We start from the raw sequence: 15,727 nt of genomic DNA, 5'->3' as shown, positions 1-15,727 counted from the left end.
TATGACAAGAAGTTACTAAACATATCCTGTGAGCACATAAGTCAGCCAGTGTAAATTTTTAAACAGAAATGAGTGAAGGATATTGCTAACAAACACAGTTAAGGAAAAAATGGTCGCTGTCGTGACCGTTGAAAATTTCGATGATTCCAAAACAGGGCGGCTCGTCTATTCGTATGATTCAACACCGAATTACCAGGCTCTTCCGGATGCCGTTGTCAGCCCGAGAAATACGGCGGAGGTAGCGGAAATCGTCAAGATTTGCAATGAGCACCATGTCCCGATTGTGCCACGGGGATCAGGTACCAACCTATGCGGCGGTACGTGTCCGCTCGAAGGCGGGATCGTCATGCTGTTTAAACATATGAACCGAATTCTTGAAATTGATGAAGAAAATTTAACCGCAACCGTCCAGCCCGGAGTGATCACATTTGATGTCATCACAGCCGCCGAAGCAAGAGGCTTGTTTTACCCGCCGGATCCCGGTTCCATGAAAATCTCTACGATTGGCGGCAACATTAATGAAAACTCGGGCGGGCTTCGCGGGTTGAAATATGGGGTGACCCGAGATTATGTAATGGGCCTGGAGATTGTCCTTCCGAATGGGGAAATCATCCGTACAGGCGGCAAACTTGCGAAGGATGTAGCAGGCTATGACTTTACCCGTCTGTATGTTGGATCAGAGGGGACGCTTGGAGTCATCACGGAGGCAACCTTAAAGCTCATTCCCATTCCCGAGACTAAAAAGACGATGCTTGCTTTATATCAAGACTTGGATTCGGCAGCGAAATCCGTTTCAAAAATTATCGCTAATAAAATTATCCCTGCTACCCTTGAATTTCTCGATCAGCCAACATTGAAGGTAGTGGAAGACTATGCACGCATTGGCTTGCCGACAGAAGCGAAAGCTGTCCTATTAATCGAGCAGGATGGCCCGCCTGAAGTCGTCGAACGTGATATCGCATTAATCTCAGAAATCTGCAAGCAGGAAAATGCGGTCTCCGTCCAAATTGCCCAGTCTGAAACAGAGGCGGAGGCTTTAAGGACAGCCCGTCGGACCGCTTTGTCCGCCCTTGCCCGCTTAAAGCCAACAACGATTTTAGAGGATGCGACCGTGCCAAGGTCAGAAATCGCCAAAATGGTAAAAGCGATCAATGAAATTGCCGAGAAATACAACTTGGATATTTGTACATTCGGCCATGCCGGGGATGGAAACCTTCATCCGACATGCCCAACCGATGCCCGGAACCATGAGGAAATGGAGCGTGTCGAAAAGGCGTTTGCTGAAATATTCGAAAAGGCGATTGAACTGGGCGGAACGATTACCGGTGAGCATGGTGTGGGCGTCATGAAGGCCCCTTATCTTGAATGGAAGCTTGGGAAAGCAGGGATTTCAGCGATGAAAGCTGTCAAAAATGCCTTGGACCCAAATAATATCATGAACCCTGGAAAGGTATTCGCAGAAGAAAGCAGACAGCGGGTGGTGATCGCAAAATGACAACCTTACAAGAACAGCGAAAGATACAAACCGAATTCAATGAACGCATGGATCAGGATGAATTGCTAAACTGTATGCGGTGCGGGTTTTGCTTGCCTACCTGTCCGACCTACATCGAATCCGGCTATCAGGAAACACACTCACCGCGCGGCAGAATTGCCTTGATGAAGGCAGTGGTGGATGGCCTTGTCGAACCGGATGAAGACTTTGAAAGATCTCTGGATCTTTGCCTCGGCTGCCGGGCATGTGAGCCTGTTTGTCCGTCAGGTGTTAATTATGGACATCTGCTCGAGGAAGCAAGGGATATCGTCAACCAGAACAAAAAGCATTCACTTCCGGTAAAAGTGGTAAGAAAGGTTGTATTCAACGGGTTATTTCCACATCAAAACCGGATGCAGAACCTGACAGGCATGCTTGGATTTTACCAGCGTTCAGGTCTGCAGACAGTCGTGAGAAGCACGGGAATGTTGAAGCTTCTGCCTGATAACCTGTCTGCCATGGAAAAAGTCCTGCCAAAGGTGCCTACGAGAAAGGAAATGAAAAATCGTCCGGAACATTTACCTTCTATCGGTCAACAAACGAGCAGGGTCGCTTTCTTTAGCGGCTGCCTAATGGATACTGTTTTCCTTGAAACGAATAATGCAACGATGAAACTCCTACAGCTTGCCGGGTGTGAAATAGTGATACCCAAGGAGCAGGCCTGTTGTGGAGCTCTGCACGGACACAGCGGGGAAAAGGAGAGTGCGAAGGACCTTGCGAAAAGGAATATTAAAGCGTTTGAAGATTTAAATGTTGACTTCATCATTACGAATGCCGGTGGGTGCGGCGCATTCTTGATTGATTATGACCATTTGCTTAAGGATGACCCTGATTGGAAAGAACGGGCCATCGCTTTTAAAGAAAAAATCAAGGATATCTCGGAAGTGCTCGTCGCCACAAAATTTCATGAAAAGGTCAACCTGGAGCTGCCGCATCAAGTTGTTACGTACCAGGATTCCTGTCACCTTCGGAATGTCATGAAAACATCGTCTGCACCAAGGCAGCTGCTTCAAGCGATCAAGGGTGTGGAATTCAAGGAAATGGTAAATGCAGACCGCTGTTGTGGCTCTGCAGGAATTTACAATATTATCGAATCGGAAATGTCGATGAAATTACTCGATACCAAGATGGAGCTGGCAAAGGCTACACATGCTGCGACAATCGCGACAGCAAATCCGGGATGCTTACTGCAAATGAAGCTTGGCATCGAACGGGAAGGACTTTCATCTACTATGAGAGGGGTCCATATTGTTGACCTGCTATTGGATGCTGTCAAAGAACCGGCAGTTGTCTAGTTCAGCCGTAATGATTGTCCGCAATCCGAATTTTCTGTAAAGTGAAAGGAAAGGAGTGATGGGAATGAAAGCACAAATAATTCAATCGTTCGGCGACCCTACCATTTTTGAATTAAAAGAGATTTCAAAGCCTGAGGTAACACCGGGACATATCCTTATCCAAGTTAAGGCTACGAGTGTGAATCCGATTGACACGAAAGTCCGCAGTGGAGCAGTTCCTGCCGTTTCCCCAGAGTTTCCGGCAGTGATACAAGGGGACGTTGCCGGGATTGTCGCCGAAGTAGGCGAAGGGGTTACCAGGTTTCAACCAGGTGATGAAGTATTTGGCTGCGCGGGCGGATTCAAAGGAACCGGCGGTGCACTTGCGGAATTTATGCTGGCAGATGCCCAATTGCTTGCACACAAACCGAAAAATCTGACGATGGAAGAGGCCGCTGCCCTGCCGTTGGTCAGTATCACTGCCTGGGAAGCATTATTCGAAAGAGGTAACCTTAAAGCCGGGCAAGATATACTCGTGCACGCGGCTACCGGCGGAGTAGGGCATGTAGCAATTCAACTGGCCAAATGGGCGGGAGCGAATGTGTATACTACTGCCTCTTCCAAGGAGAAGCAGGAGATTGCGAAGCGTCTGGGAGCAGACGAGGCAATTAACTATCGAGAAGAAGCCGTCCAGGACTATGTCCAAACATATACGAACGGAAAAGGATTTGAAATCATATTTGACACGGTAGGGGGAGAAAACCTTAATCGTTCTTTTGAAGCCGCAGCCATGCACGGAACGGTTCTGGCAATTGCTGCCCGATCGACACATGACCTTTCCCTATTGCATGCAAAGGGACTTTCGCTGCATGTCACCTTTATGTTATTGAAGATCATCAATGCGGACGAGCGAAAAAATCATGGCGAGATTTTGCAGAAGGTTGCTCAGGTGGTTGAGGAAGGGAAGCTTCGCCCGCTTGTTGACTCCACCCATTTTACTTTTGATGAAGTTTCGAAAGCGCATGAATACCTCGAGTCCGGTAAGGCTTTAGGTAAAGTTGTTTTAAACAATAATTGGTAAGACGGTAATAAGGAAGGGTGCCCCAAAGCCTGCTTTGGGACACTCTTTTTTTGATTGAATTGATACTACGTTTATAGCCTTGGCAAACGATCTTTTTTCTTCCCTTTTGCGCGCCTTGGCGGAGAAAACTCCTCAGATGCTTCTGTCTGGAATTGCATCCTCGTCTGATTTCGTGGCTTGTCTCCATTATCGAGTACAGTGTTGGCGAAATATTTATGAAATACGTATTCAAAGACCGCAAATGTCGCGGAAGCGATGAGAGCCGGCACAAACGGGTTGGCAGCATCGGTCAGGCTCGCAATCATGGCCCATATAACAAACAAGGCTAAACCAAAATCGGCAGCTGTAGCAATTGTATTATTCGTCCTTGGCAATATTAACAAATCGCCAATGATATATTCCGCTACAGTGACCACCGTGGCAGTCAATAACACGTTCGTGAAGCTCATGTCGAAAATGATGCCCAGAATAACGTAAAGAATCGCCAAAGTAAATACGTATTTTATAACAATTGATCTCACATGTTCCATATTACACCCTCCTTCATTACAGGTAGCTTTCCTAATGTGCTGGAGCATATTACAGGTATTTTTTACCGAAAAAAAAGGGAAACTAATAAAAAATTGCCAGACAGGAGTGCGGAATCGTGAACATCATGCATATGTACTATCTGACATCCATTATGGGGATCGTTACCTTTATCTCCAGCTGTGTCATGCTTTATATAACCGACCGAAAAAATCATAAAGATAAAAGCAAAGATTAGGTCTCGCTGTGGCATACGTAGTTATTTTTCCGTAAAACTAATAAATAATTCCGTGAAATTCAGATCTTTTCCCGTAAACTATTGAGGAATTCCGTACAAAGTGGGGATGATTCCGTAAAACTTTGAAGAACTCCGAAATACGCAGGTTGGTTTTTGGATACATTAATAGCGGGGAGGTGATGAGCGATGGCAGACAATCGACAAAGCCGGGATGCAGCATGCATTAATCAATCTCTCCAAAACTCGGATTATGCCCCTGGAGTGGACGCTGAGGCAACTTGCCGTAACCAGGCTGAAGCCGCAGAGAATCAAGCGGGCTCTTCCGGGAGATTTGGAACAGAATTCGCAAGTGTGGATAATAAAACGAACAAAAAATTAACCTAAAAAATAATGTAGGGCCCGATATCCGGTATAGGATAATCGAGCTCTTTTTTACTGCGTAATGATTCAGTTTATCGGTACTGGTCACCATCATAATATTCACGGTGGGTGTTATCAAAAATCCCGCGATTTAATTCTGTGGCTTCCGGGTCATTAATGATGACAGGCCCCCGACCGCCAGAACGGATTTCCGGGTTTTGTTTGCTATTGGAAGAAAGACTGCTGACGTCAACAGCGTCATTTTCTGTGTGGCTGCCAGGGTTTGTACCAGATTGATCCCCATTAGCGTGCTTATCCCTTTTTGACATAACTGTTACCCCTCTCAAAAGTATTCTTTTTTACTTTTCCTTGTATTGAGAACATTATTCCAGTTGATTTTGGATTTTCTCGATGAGTCTTTTAAGTATTTCAGTTGATGTGAATTGTATCGAACCGAAGGCACCGGGTGAATCATAGATGACAAGGAATTCGCTAATGAAACATGATAAAATAGGTAATAAATGATTTCTAAGGAGTGAAACTATGGCACTTGCCGGTGATCGCTTTGTTTCTTTAGATGAGTATCTTAAAATGCGGGAAAGCAGTACAGATTTACTTGAATATATGGATGGATTTGTATACATGACCCCATCACCATCGACAAAGCATCAAAGGGTGTCAAGCAAGCTTCAGCTCAGGTTCGGTATGTTTCTTGAAGGAAAAGACTGTGAAGTATTTAGTGCGCCTTATGATATTGAATTAAAGAAAGATGGAGTGGAGGGTACCAGGATTGTTATACCCGATTTATGCATTGTCTGTGATAAAAGTGGGTTTACTGATGCAAGGTATGTTGGTGTTCCGACTTTAATTGTTGAAATTCTGAGCCCATCCAATCAGTCCCATGATTTGGTTACAAAGCTGAATTTATATATGGAGTATGGAGTGAAAGAGTATTGGATTGTAAATCCCATGCTTCATGCAATAACTGTTTATGCCCTTAATGAAGATGAAATGTATGAACAATATGATATGAAAATTGACGCGGGGGTTCTAGCGTCAAAGGCCTTAAAGGGTCTTAGCATAGATGTGGATGATATTTTTTCAAAATGAAGTAGGTATTGTCTCATTTCTATTAATTCTCCATGAGACTGCTGAAGAAATTAATCCGTGGTTTGTAAAGCAGGGTATCAATTAAAGTTGAAAACCACTCCCTAAGAGTGGTTTGCTGATGAATTCTCGTCAACGGATTTGTGCTGTGCTGGATTATTTGGATTTGTGCTCGATTATTTGGATTTGTGTTCGATTATTTGGATTTGTGTTCGATTATTTGGATTTGTGCTCGATTATCTGAAATTGTGCTCGATTATTTGGATTTGTGCTCGATTATTTGGATTTGTGCTCGATTATCTGGATTTGTGCTCGATTATTTGGATTTGTGCTCGATTATCTGAAATTGTGCTCAATTATTTGGATTTGTGCTCGATCATCTGGATTTGTGCTCGATTATCTGGATTTGTGCTCGATTGTCCGAATTTGTTCTCGATCATCATGAATCGTACTCGATTATTTGCATCTCCTTGACGGCTAATTTATACTTCTCATGCCATTTTTCCCATTCGCCTTTTGGGAATTCCATATAACGGCCTTCCAGTAATGCAGACAAAACATCCATGCACACATGCCAGCCTGATAGATCCTTTGATGTGTGATCCGTTAAGGTGCTGATAAACTCTTTCAATACGAGCAGGCAGCCATCCGGTTTTGGGTATAATTCAAAGCGGACTCGGTCCTTGCCCCATTCGTATTCCAACACGGAATACTCTTGGAAATCCAAAATTTCCATATCGATGAATGATCCGGAACCGTCCTTCATATCAAACTTTATGGTTCCTCCTTTTCGAAGTTCTTCTACTTGGAGGTTTGACATCCATTTTGCCAGTTTATCATTTTCTGTCAAAGCAGCCCACACTTTTTCTACGGAATGTTTTAAAGGACGATCATACCGGGCGACATAGCCACCCTCAACCTTCTCTATTACAGCTAACATTTTTAGTCCTCCTCATCTAAAAAATGTTCAAGTGCATCGAGCCTGTCCGACCAGTGCTGACGGTATGGCTCCAGCCAATTATCAATTTCTTTTAACGGTTCTGCATGCAAATGGTAAATATGCTTTTGCGATTCCTTGCTAGCGGTGACCAAGCCAGCTTCGCGCAGTATCCGAAGATGCTTAGAAACGCCCGGTTGACTTAATTGAGAGCGTTCGACCAGTTCTCCGACGGATCGCGGTTTGGTGCGCAGAAGGTCTATTATATGTCGCCGGTTTGTTTCAGCTATGATCTCGAATAGGTTTTGATTTTGCATGATAATCACTGTCCTGTTCAATTTGTTGTATTACCACACAGTTATATTATCCTCGAGTTATACAATAAGCAAGTTAATCGATTCGGAATGAATAAAGAAGAAAAGTATGAACAATACGCTACGAAAATAGATATTGGAGAACTTACATCAATAATCAAAGATGGACTAAGAATTGATTTAAAGGGTGTTTTTTAATTAAAATGCAGAATCATGCTGGTTTCCCTTTGATTCTCACCATTTATTAAAAATTTCTTCTTCTAAAATAATAAATACTATATAGGGATGATAATTTTACTGATGCTTTAAACCATGATAGTCTAAGAGTAAAAATGGAAATGGATTGATCATGTGATGAAAGATAAGAACGGCAAATTCTCAATTAAAGAGCTAAGAGAGCATCTTAAGGGGTACTCAAAAAAGAACTAACGGATCTTCTGGTTGAAAGCTTCAAGATGAGCAAGGAATTCCAATCATATCTTTCCACTAAAATGAAAGAAGATGATGGAGCACAAGAGCATGCAGAAATCATATCATTTGGTGCAGCCAGCAGATGGATGAAAATCCCTCAAGCGGATCGTGATATGTTACTTAATAATGTCTTCTGCGGACATTGCGGCGATGTTGTAACGATTGTGGACTATACGATAGAACCGGATAAATTTGGGATTGTACTGCAGGGTAAATGCAAAAATTGCGGGCATGAGGTTGCCAGACTAGTTGAAATGGAAAGCTAATTTTAAAAAAGGGGGATATAACTCCTGAGATTAACCTCACTTATTTTCATAATTATCGGTATTTTAGCTATAAATTTTGTAGATATAATCAAAGAGAACTTTTCAATTGTGTTGCCCTATGACTTTATTTCAACAGCTGCTCTAGTTGGTCTCCTAGTCTATTTTATAACATGGTCTATCGAAAAAGTGCTCCCTCAAATTTCTGAGAAAGAAATGTCGTTATCGTCGGGTGTAATGGTGATTGCGCTTGTTATTTTACTTCCTCCTTTTTTCATATATATTTTGTAACTCCTCGGTAAGCGGATTTTAAAACTACGCCTCAAGCCCTAGTTCCCCTTACATTCACAGTCCCTGGCAGGATTAACAACTATTCTGTATGGTTAAACTTGAGAGAGAAATTATACTTTTTCTTCATTAAATGAAACTCTATTTCCATCCATTCGTATGTGTAGGTATAGAGCTTATGTCAGGAGTCGATATTCAATGAAACAGTTTTTTTCATTTCTTGTAACCATATTTTTTTCAATTCCTGCAACTATCACTTTTTGGCTGGTCACTTATTTTGCTTTTAATCAAACTTTTTTGGTCGCGACTGCGGTTTCCTTAGGTGGCGGAATCGCCATATACGGCGGGATTTCAGCTTATTTGAAGCACCGTTCATTAAAAAGATACGGACTGACCAGGAAAGAGTATCGATATATTAAGGGGAATTTAGATGAAGCGAAGCAAAAAATTACCCGGCTGAATAAGGCGCTTGTTTCCATGCGGGATATTTCTTCCATAAAAGATAGGATCGAATTCATTCGGATTACGAGAAAAATATACGGTTTGACCAAAAAGGAGCCAAAGCGTTTTTACAAGGCGGAACGCTTTTATTTTACCCATTTGGATTCGGCAGTCGAGCTGGCAGAGAAATATGTTTTTTTATCGGCCCAGCCTAAAATGGATAAAGAGCTTAAAAAGTCTCTTGCCGATACGCGCCGGACGTTGGATAAGATCAAGGATTCGATCGAAGAAGATTTATATCAAATCCTTTCTGATGACATTGATCAGCTTCATTTCGAAATGGATGTGGTGAAGCATTCGATGAAAACAGTAAAAGAATCGCAATTACTAAAAGAAGGCAGGAGATAATATGAGCGAAACCAACCCATCCCTGTTAAATAAAACTGGCAGCGCGGATTTAATGGATGATTTATTATCTAATCCATTCGGAGACAGCGGACAAGCTTCTAACCTCCATATGAAAGAAGAAAAACCGGTTAAACTCATTGATGTCATCCCGGAAGAAAACAAGGCCAAGGCCTACGAGCTTGCGAAACAGATTGACCCGAAAAACCACCAGGCGATGATTTCATATGGCACGCCGGCGCAATCCAAACTCCTTTCTTTCTCGGAAACGATGCTTGGGCATGTTCAGAAGAAGGATATAGGCGAGGTAGGCACGATCATCAGCGACTTAATGAAGAAATTGAACGACGTAAACCCGGACGAACTGAAACCGGAGAAGCGGACGTTGATTGGCCGCATGTTTGGCAAAGTATCCGGTTCCGTTCAAGAGGTACTGTCCAAATATCAAAAGACAGGGGCACAGATTGATCGGATCAGCGTAAAGCTCGACGGCAGCAAAAATGTCCTCCTCTCGGATATCGTCATGCTTGATAAGCTTTATGAAAATAATAAAGAATATTTTCAGGCTTTGAATGTGTATATCGCAGCCGGGGAAATCAAGCTGGAGGAGCTGCATGGCATAACGATCCCGGAGCTTCGGAAAATGGCTGAAGCAACAAATGACCAAATGAAGTTCCAGGAAGTAAACGATATGGTCCAATTCGCCGACCGTTTTGATAAACGCCTGTATGATCTGAAATTAAGCCGGGAGATTACGATACAAAGCGCTCCGCAAATCCGTCTGATTCAAAATACAAATCAGGCGCTTGTAGAAAAAATCCAATCGTCGATCATGACGGCGATTCCATTGTGGAAAAATCAGGTTGCAATCGCTCTAACACTGATCAGGCAGCGCAATGCAGTCGAAGCGCAAAAGCAAGTATCAAAGACAACCAATGAGCTATTATTAAAAAATGCGGAAATGCTAAAGAGCAATACAATTGAAACCGCGAAAGAAAATGAACGCGGCCTGATCGATATCGAAACGCTTAAGAAAACCCAGGAGAATTTACTTTCTACTCTTGAAGAAACCTTGCGCATCCAGGAAGAAGGCCGGAATAAACGCCGCCAGGCTGAGCTGGAGCTCGGTTCTATGGAAAATGATCTAAGGCAAAAGCTGTTGGAAGTAAAGGGTGGTTGATTTTCTTGATGAGAAAACCCTGGGATTTCCACTTTCGCTTAAATGGAGAGCATTTTCACGTGAATCACCCTTATTTTCACTTAAGTGAGTGGTACTTTCGCGTAAATCATGCATTTTTTCGCTTAAATCATTTTAATCTGTTTTCTCGGACTATTAATTTTCCCGGAAAGGCCACGATCCTAATCAGAGGGTTGTGGCCTTTTTCATTTCGATTCAGGGTTTTTAACTATTTGTTAACATAAAAGGTACAGTAAAGTAAAATACTAGTCACTAAAGCAGATTAACAGAAACTTTTTTCATGTTTTGGGAAGGAGATGCAGAATGAGTGAATTCTACAGGCAATCATCCGATGAAGTGATGAGAACCTTGGATGTGTCTGAACAGGGTTTAAGTGCTGATGATGTCCAGAAAAGACGTGAACAATATGGTTTCAATGAATTAGAAGAAGCAAAACGCAGAAGCGCGGTACAAGTGTTTTTTGATCAGTTTCGGGACTTCCTGGTTATTATCTTACTTGCGGCTGCACTGATTTCCGCCTTCTTAGGAAAATTTGAAAGTACGATTGTTATCCTAATAGTGGTCATCATTAATGCTATTCTCGGTACGGTCCAGCATATCAAGGCGGAGCAATCCTTGAACAGCCTGAAGGCTCTGTCTTCACCGACAGCCAAGGTGTTACGGAACGGGCAAAGAGAGGAAATTCCTTCAAGGGAAGTGATGGTAGGGGATATTCTCTATCTGGACGCCGGCGATTATGTCAGTGCGGACGGCAGAATTATCGAAAGCCACAGCCTGCAGGTAAATGAGAGCTCCCTTACTGGTGAATCGGTAAGTTCCAACAAATCCGTTGAACCGATTGACAAAGATGACGTACCGATTGGCGACAGAGTAAATATGGTGTTTTCCGGAAGCTTCGTCACTTACGGAAGAGCCGTTGTTTTAGTAACCGGAATCGGTATGAAGACGGAAATCGGGAAAATCGCTAACCTGTTGGAATCGGCGAAGGAAAAGAAAACGCCTCTCCAGGCAAGCCTGGATGATTTCGGGAAAAAGCTTGCGATCGTCATCATTGTCATCGCCTTGGTTATTTTTGGGCTTGACCTATTTAGAGGACGCGAAATTGTCGACTCCTTTATGTTCGCGGTATCGCTTGCCGTAGCGGCGATCCCAGAAGCATTAAGCTCGATCGTAACGATTGTACTCGCTTTTGGAACGCAGAGGATGGCTAAGCAAAATGCGATCATCCGAAGGCTCCATGCGGTAGAAAGTCTCGGAAGTATTTCCGTCATATGCTCCGATAAAACGGGAACGTTGACGCAGAATAAGATGACCGTGCAAAAGGTTTTTGTCGATAATAAAGTGGTGGAGCATGATCAGCTGAACCAAGACAGGGAGCTGGAAAAGAATTTTATTTTAATGTCCCTGCTGTGCAATGATTCCATCACCGAAGAAAAGAAAGAAATTGGCGATCCCACGGAAATTGCGCTCGTTAATTTCGGGGAAATCTATAAGCTGGATGAACAGACTGTCAGAAAAGAATATCCAAGAATCGGGGAAATCCCGTTCGATTCTGACAGAAAGCTGATGAGCACGGTTCACAAAATCGATCAAAGGACAGTGATGATCACGAAGGGTGCACTCGATGTCCTCCTTTCGAGAATGGTAAAGATCGAAACCTCACAGGGTGTAACCGACCTTACCGAAGAACATAAAAAAGACATCGAAAAAGCAAATAGGGAATTTTCAAGAAATGGATTGCGGGTTCTGGGATTCGCCTATAAAGAGGTCGATGATCCTACTATCAGTTTCGATGATGAAAAAGACTTCATCTTTGTAGGGCTTACGGCGATGATGGACCCTCCAAGAGAAGAGTCGGCAGCCGCCGTGAGGGATTGTATCGAGGCAGGCATCAAGCCGGTGATGATTACAGGTGACCACCGAATTACCGCCAGTGCCATCGCCAAGCAAATCGGGATTCTGAAGGATGAATCGGAAGCTGTTGAAGGGATTGAGTTGGAAAAGCTCAGCGATGAAGAACTCCAAAACAAGGTTGAAGATATTTCCGTGTATGCGAGGGTGTCCCCGGAGCATAAGATCAGGATTGTAAGGGCATGGCAGGAAAAAGGAAATGTCGTGGCGATGACGGGGGATGGCGTAAATGACGCCCCGGCCTTAAAACAGGCAGATATCGGAATCGCTATGGGGATAACCGGTACAGAGGTTGCGAAAGACGCTTCATCGATGGTGCTCACCGATGATAATTTCTCCACAATCGTCAAAGCCATTTCCAATGGGCGAAGCATCTACGAGAACATTAAGAACGCAATCAGGTTTCTGTTATCAGGGAACACCGGGGCAATCATTGCGGTACTATACGCGTCATTAGGAGCCTTGCCCGTACCGTTCGCACCTGTGCATTTGTTATTCATCAATTTGCTTACAGACAGTCTACCGGCTATCGCAATCGGCTTGGAGCCGCACAACGAAAACATCATGAAAGAAAAGCCAAGGGATATTAGAACACCGTTGTTAAATGGGCAATTCGCGAGAAGGGTTATTGCAGAAGGTTTATTGATCGCGATTGTCACCCTGGTTGCCTTCCATATCGGATTATCAACTGGAGACGCCGCAATCGCAAGCACAATGGCATTCGCTACTCTTTGCCTCTCAAGATTGCTGCACGGATTCAATGCAAGAGCGAAACATTCCATTTTCAAAATCGGAGTATTCTCCAATAAATATATCTGGTTTGCGGTGATTCTGGGGATTTTGCTATTGCACCTGGTACTCATGTTCGAACCGCTGAAAGGCGTATTTGAAGTGGCAGATCTGAATAGCGCACAATTCTATATGATCTATGGATTATCGCTCGTGCCGCTTGTGCTGATTCAGATTTATAAATTATTATTTGTTAGGAGTTAAATAATGTAAAAACTAAAAAGGCTGAAGAGGAAGATATACTGTTCCTCTTCAGCCTTTTTGTCTTTCATTAGGGTGTAGTCCTATCGACCCTTTATTCAGAAAATTCGGCATGTTAGAATAATTTATGCATTAATACAATTATTGTAAGGGGGTCACTTAGTTGAAGAAAAAATTATTTTCAGTACTATCAACCGGTGCTTTAGCGCTATCTTTGCTTGCACCTATAGGTTCAGCAGCGCCCACGGCAGAAGCGGCAACACCAAATTGGGATACAGAACGTTATGGCGACAGGGTTGATATTGATGGTTATTTAAACAGCCTCTCAATGGATGAAGCGTTTCTAAAGAAGGCGGAAGACAGCATTAAGAAGCAGGCGGAAGCGATCAATTTTGATGAGCAATCAGGTAGTGATTCTACTTCTGCGGACAGTTCATTTACATACGACGGCGGAACGAAGAAATTTTTGAATCGAAACTTGCAATTCAAAGATTTCACTTTAAGGAGCGTCGGTAATAATGTGGAAATCTGGGTAGCCAACGACCTTTCATTCCCTGAGGGAGATAGCCGTCCGGCCCATGTAGTGACACAGGAGCAGGTTGATAAATTAAAGAATGAGTTCGACGCAAACATCTATCCGAAAGCGACTGAATTCTTCGGAACACCGGACGTTCATGATGGATCAAAATCACCGCTTGCCAATGATAAATTATTACCAAAAGGCTATTACGAGGGCAGCGATAAAGTCATTATGCTGGTAGATAATATTATCGATGATAATTACAAAGATCCAACTTATCCATTCTTTGTTGCCGGCTTTTTCTGGGGAACGCTAGAAAACTATATTGATAGAAATATCATTACCATTGATACAAGAGATTGGGATACCCGTCTTGAGAATACTTTCTATGGGACAACGATCCATGAGCTTCAGCACCTAATCCATAGCGACAATGATGGTGATGAAGAAACATGGTTAAATGAAGGAATGTCTACATTCTCCGAGTATCTTGGCGGCTACGGCCATGATGACAGATCGATCAATTTCTATCTCGACCATCCGGAAAACTCTCTGGTTAGCTGGGATGAACATCAAGGGGCAACAACAGGGCCGGAAACGATCGCTGATTATGGACAAGTGTATTTATTTACGCTTTATATGAATGATAAGTTCGGCAGGGAGTACATCCGTGATCTTGCATTGAATGACACGAACGGCATTGACAGCGTGAACCAAACGCTGCCTGCGTACGGGCAAAAGCTTGATTTCGAAGATGTGTATAATCGTTTTATCACAGCACTCGCCATTGATAGCGATAAACCAGGTAAAGGAATCTATAATTTTGACAGTATTGATTTAAGAGATTTGGTAGTGGATGATAAAGGCACAAAACGTGGATTCACCGTGAATTATGAAGCTGCAAAGGCGATTGAAAAAGAAGGTGTGCCTGCGTGGGGCGGAGACTTCAAGGAAATTGAAAAATCCGGCAAGATCCGTAACATCTCCTTTGACGGAGTGGATTTCCTGCCATCCCCTTGGAAATCCGCAGCTGATCCAGTTGATGCCAATAATAAGGTGTTATGGGGCAATGCGGGCGATGAAGCGAATAATTCCTTAATCCTTGAAGCGGATTTAACCAATGTCAATAAAGCTACTTTGAATTTTGACCATCATTATAAAATTGAAGAACAATGGGATTTCGCAGCGGTCCAGGTTTCGACAGACGGTGGAAAGACATGGAAGAGTCTGGCCAATGAAAATACCCGTTCTGACGTTGTGGAAGAAGGCTATCCAACAATTAAAGCGAATCTGCCAGGTTTCACAGGCCATAGCGACGGCTGGGAGAATGAGTCCTTTGATTTATCTGCATATGCCGGCCAGAAAGTTTTGGTTTCATTCCGATATATGACTGATTGGGGAACTACAGAGGAAGGCTGGTTTGTTGATAACATCGAAATTCCGGAAATCGGTTTTTCCAGTGATGGTTCATCAACGGACAATTTCAAGTCAATCGATGAAGTTTTAGGACAGTATGTTGAATATACCGTGACATTTATTAATGAACAAACGAAAGGTAAAGGGAAGAACGCGAAAACAGAGTATAAAGTGGTCCATGTTGAGCCGTTTAATGTAACCGAAGAAAAAGCGCTCCAGCTTCGCCAGTTATTCAAAGACGGCAAGAATTATATGATCACGTCATACGCAGCACCGGCTGACAAGAAAAATCCAGTCGCTTTTACGTATGAAATTGAGTACAAAAACGATAAGAAGAAGCCCAAGTAAGATTAAGTAATAAGAAAGCCCCCGGCCTGGCCGGGGGCTTTTAATGGTGCGCCCGGCATGGGTGTAGTCTCTAGGGTGAAAGTCCCGAGCCATGAAGGCAGTA

At 43.3% G+C, this 15,727-nt stretch carries 15 protein-coding genes; 11 read left to right on the top strand and 4 right to left on the bottom strand.

What is annotated here, in order from left to right:
- Positions 1-82 precede the first annotated feature (82 nt).
- The 3 genes from glcD to D0463_RS04495 all read left to right on the top strand — a co-directional run bounded on the left by glcD (position 83) and on the right by D0463_RS04495 (position 3,889).
- Positions 83-1,495 carry a glycolate oxidase subunit GlcD gene (glcD, locus tag D0463_RS04505; RefSeq protein WP_117305580.1) on the top strand — a complete coding sequence of 471 codons (1,413 nt, stop codon included), beginning with the start codon at positions 83-85 and terminating at the stop codon, positions 1,493-1,495.
- Positions 1,492-2,829, top strand: coding sequence for a (Fe-S)-binding protein (locus D0463_RS04500; protein WP_117305577.1), 1,338 nt, complete (start codon positions 1,492-1,494; stop codon positions 2,827-2,829). The genes glcD and D0463_RS04500 overlap by 4 nt, the downstream gene beginning before the upstream one ends.
- Positions 2,830-2,893: 64 nt before the next feature.
- Positions 2,894-3,889: a zinc-dependent alcohol dehydrogenase family protein gene (locus tag D0463_RS04495; RefSeq protein WP_117305575.1), complete on the top strand. Its 996-nt coding sequence runs from the start codon at positions 2,894-2,896 to the stop codon at positions 3,887-3,889.
- 71 nt (positions 3,890-3,960) lie between these two features.
- Here D0463_RS04495 and D0463_RS04490 read toward each other — a convergent pair whose 3' ends face one another.
- Positions 3,961-4,419, bottom strand: a complete 459-nt coding sequence (locus D0463_RS04490; protein ID WP_160118361.1) for a YndM family protein — start codon at positions 4,417-4,419, stop codon at positions 3,961-3,963.
- A gap of 422 nt (positions 4,420-4,841) precedes the next feature.
- Here D0463_RS04490 and D0463_RS04485 point away from each other — a divergent pair, with 422 nt between their 5' ends.
- Positions 4,842-5,039, top strand: coding sequence for a hypothetical protein (locus tag D0463_RS04485; RefSeq protein ID WP_117305570.1), 198 nt, complete (start codon positions 4,842-4,844; stop codon positions 5,037-5,039).
- Between the two features lie 68 nt (positions 5,040-5,107).
- Here the strand turns inward: D0463_RS04485 and D0463_RS04480 are convergent, their stop codons facing one another.
- Positions 5,108-5,344: a hypothetical protein gene (locus D0463_RS04480; protein WP_117305568.1), complete on the bottom strand. Its 237-nt coding sequence runs from the start codon at positions 5,342-5,344 to the stop codon at positions 5,108-5,110.
- A gap of 214 nt (positions 5,345-5,558) precedes the next feature.
- Here D0463_RS04480 and D0463_RS04475 point away from each other — a divergent pair, with 214 nt between their 5' ends.
- Both D0463_RS04475 and D0463_RS20045 read left to right on the top strand, forming a co-directional pair.
- Complete coding sequence (locus D0463_RS04475; RefSeq protein ID WP_117305565.1) at positions 5,559-6,125, top strand: Uma2 family endonuclease; 567 nt, start codon at positions 5,559-5,561, stop codon at positions 6,123-6,125.
- Between the two features lie 118 nt (positions 6,126-6,243).
- Positions 6,244-6,366: a hypothetical protein gene (locus D0463_RS20045; protein ID WP_301950623.1), complete on the top strand. Its 123-nt coding sequence runs from the start codon at positions 6,244-6,246 to the stop codon at positions 6,364-6,366.
- 195 nt (positions 6,367-6,561) lie between these two features.
- Here D0463_RS20045 and D0463_RS04470 read toward each other — a convergent pair whose 3' ends face one another.
- Positions 6,562-7,062 (bottom strand): SRPBCC family protein, encoded by a 501-nt coding sequence (locus D0463_RS04470; RefSeq protein ID WP_117305563.1) that lies wholly within the window; start codon positions 7,060-7,062, stop codon positions 6,562-6,564.
- A 2-nt stretch (positions 7,063-7,064) separates the two neighbouring features.
- Positions 7,065-7,397: an ArsR/SmtB family transcription factor gene (locus tag D0463_RS04465; RefSeq protein ID WP_483295714.1), complete on the bottom strand. Its 333-nt coding sequence runs from the start codon at positions 7,395-7,397 to the stop codon at positions 7,065-7,067.
- Positions 7,398-7,828: 431 nt separating this feature from the next.
- Between D0463_RS04465 and D0463_RS04455 the strand changes: the two genes are divergently transcribed.
- The 5 genes from D0463_RS04455 to D0463_RS04435 all read left to right on the top strand — a co-directional run bounded on the left by D0463_RS04455 (position 7,829) and on the right by D0463_RS04435 (position 15,624).
- Positions 7,829-8,110: a hypothetical protein gene (locus D0463_RS04455; protein ID WP_254052709.1), complete on the top strand. Its 282-nt coding sequence runs from the start codon at positions 7,829-7,831 to the stop codon at positions 8,108-8,110.
- Between the two features lie 483 nt (positions 8,111-8,593).
- Positions 8,594-9,244 (top strand): 5-bromo-4-chloroindolyl phosphate hydrolysis family protein, encoded by a 651-nt coding sequence (locus tag D0463_RS04450; protein WP_117305556.1) that lies wholly within the window; start codon positions 8,594-8,596, stop codon positions 9,242-9,244.
- A gap of 1 nt (position 9,245) precedes the next feature.
- Positions 9,246-10,421 (top strand): toxic anion resistance protein, encoded by a 1,176-nt coding sequence (locus D0463_RS04445; protein WP_117305553.1) that lies wholly within the window; start codon positions 9,246-9,248, stop codon positions 10,419-10,421.
- Between the two features lie 321 nt (positions 10,422-10,742).
- A complete protein-coding gene (locus D0463_RS04440; protein WP_117305550.1) occupies positions 10,743-13,343 on the top strand; it encodes a calcium-translocating P-type ATPase, PMCA-type in 2,601 nt (866 codons plus the stop codon).
- Positions 13,344-13,503: 160 nt separating this feature from the next.
- On the top strand, positions 13,504-15,624 hold the full coding sequence (locus D0463_RS04435; protein ID WP_117305548.1) for a choice-of-anchor J domain-containing protein: 2,121 nt from the start codon (positions 13,504-13,506) through the stop codon (positions 15,622-15,624).
- The last annotated feature ends 103 nt before the right edge of the window (positions 15,625-15,727 follow it).

It is taken from the genome of Bacillus sp. V59.32b (assembly GCF_003429085.1).
In the GTDB taxonomy this organism is placed as follows: domain Bacteria; phylum Bacillota; class Bacilli; order Bacillales; family DSM-1321; genus Peribacillus.
The sequence above is the reverse complement of the archived record's forward strand: the minus strand, read 5'-3'. Positions and strand labels throughout refer to the sequence as shown.

What these genes read in the sequence shown, in the direction of transcription:
- D0463_RS04500 (WP_117305577.1), top strand. Translation starts at nt 1,492, where the DNA reads ATGACAACCTTACAAGAACAGCGAAAGATACAAACCGAATTCAATGAA.
- D0463_RS04495 (WP_117305575.1), top strand. Translation starts at nt 2,894, where the DNA reads ATGAAAGCACAAATAATTCAATCGTTCGGCGACCCTACCATTTTTGAA.
- D0463_RS04490 (WP_160118361.1), bottom strand. Translation starts at nt 4,419, where the DNA reads ATGGAACATGTGAGATCAATTGTTATAAAATACGTATTTACTTTGGCG.
- D0463_RS04485 (WP_117305570.1), top strand. Translation starts at nt 4,842, where the DNA reads ATGGCAGACAATCGACAAAGCCGGGATGCAGCATGCATTAATCAATCT.
- D0463_RS04480 (WP_117305568.1), bottom strand. Translation starts at nt 5,344, where the DNA reads ATGTCAAAAAGGGATAAGCACGCTAATGGGGATCAATCTGGTACAAAC.
- D0463_RS04475 (WP_117305565.1), top strand. Translation starts at nt 5,559, where the DNA reads ATGGCACTTGCCGGTGATCGCTTTGTTTCTTTAGATGAGTATCTTAAA.
- D0463_RS20045 (WP_301950623.1), top strand. Translation starts at nt 6,244, where the DNA reads ATGAATTCTCGTCAACGGATTTGTGCTGTGCTGGATTATTTGGATTTG.
- D0463_RS04470 (WP_117305563.1), bottom strand. Translation starts at nt 7,062, where the DNA reads ATGTTAGCTGTAATAGAGAAGGTTGAGGGTGGCTATGTCGCCCGGTAT.
- D0463_RS04455 (WP_254052709.1), top strand. Translation starts at nt 7,829, where the DNA reads ATGAGCAAGGAATTCCAATCATATCTTTCCACTAAAATGAAAGAAGAT.
- D0463_RS04450 (WP_117305556.1), top strand. Translation starts at nt 8,594, where the DNA reads ATGAAACAGTTTTTTTCATTTCTTGTAACCATATTTTTTTCAATTCCT.
- D0463_RS04445 (WP_117305553.1), top strand. Translation starts at nt 9,246, where the DNA reads ATGAGCGAAACCAACCCATCCCTGTTAAATAAAACTGGCAGCGCGGAT.
- D0463_RS04440 (WP_117305550.1), top strand. Translation starts at nt 10,743, where the DNA reads ATGAGTGAATTCTACAGGCAATCATCCGATGAAGTGATGAGAACCTTG.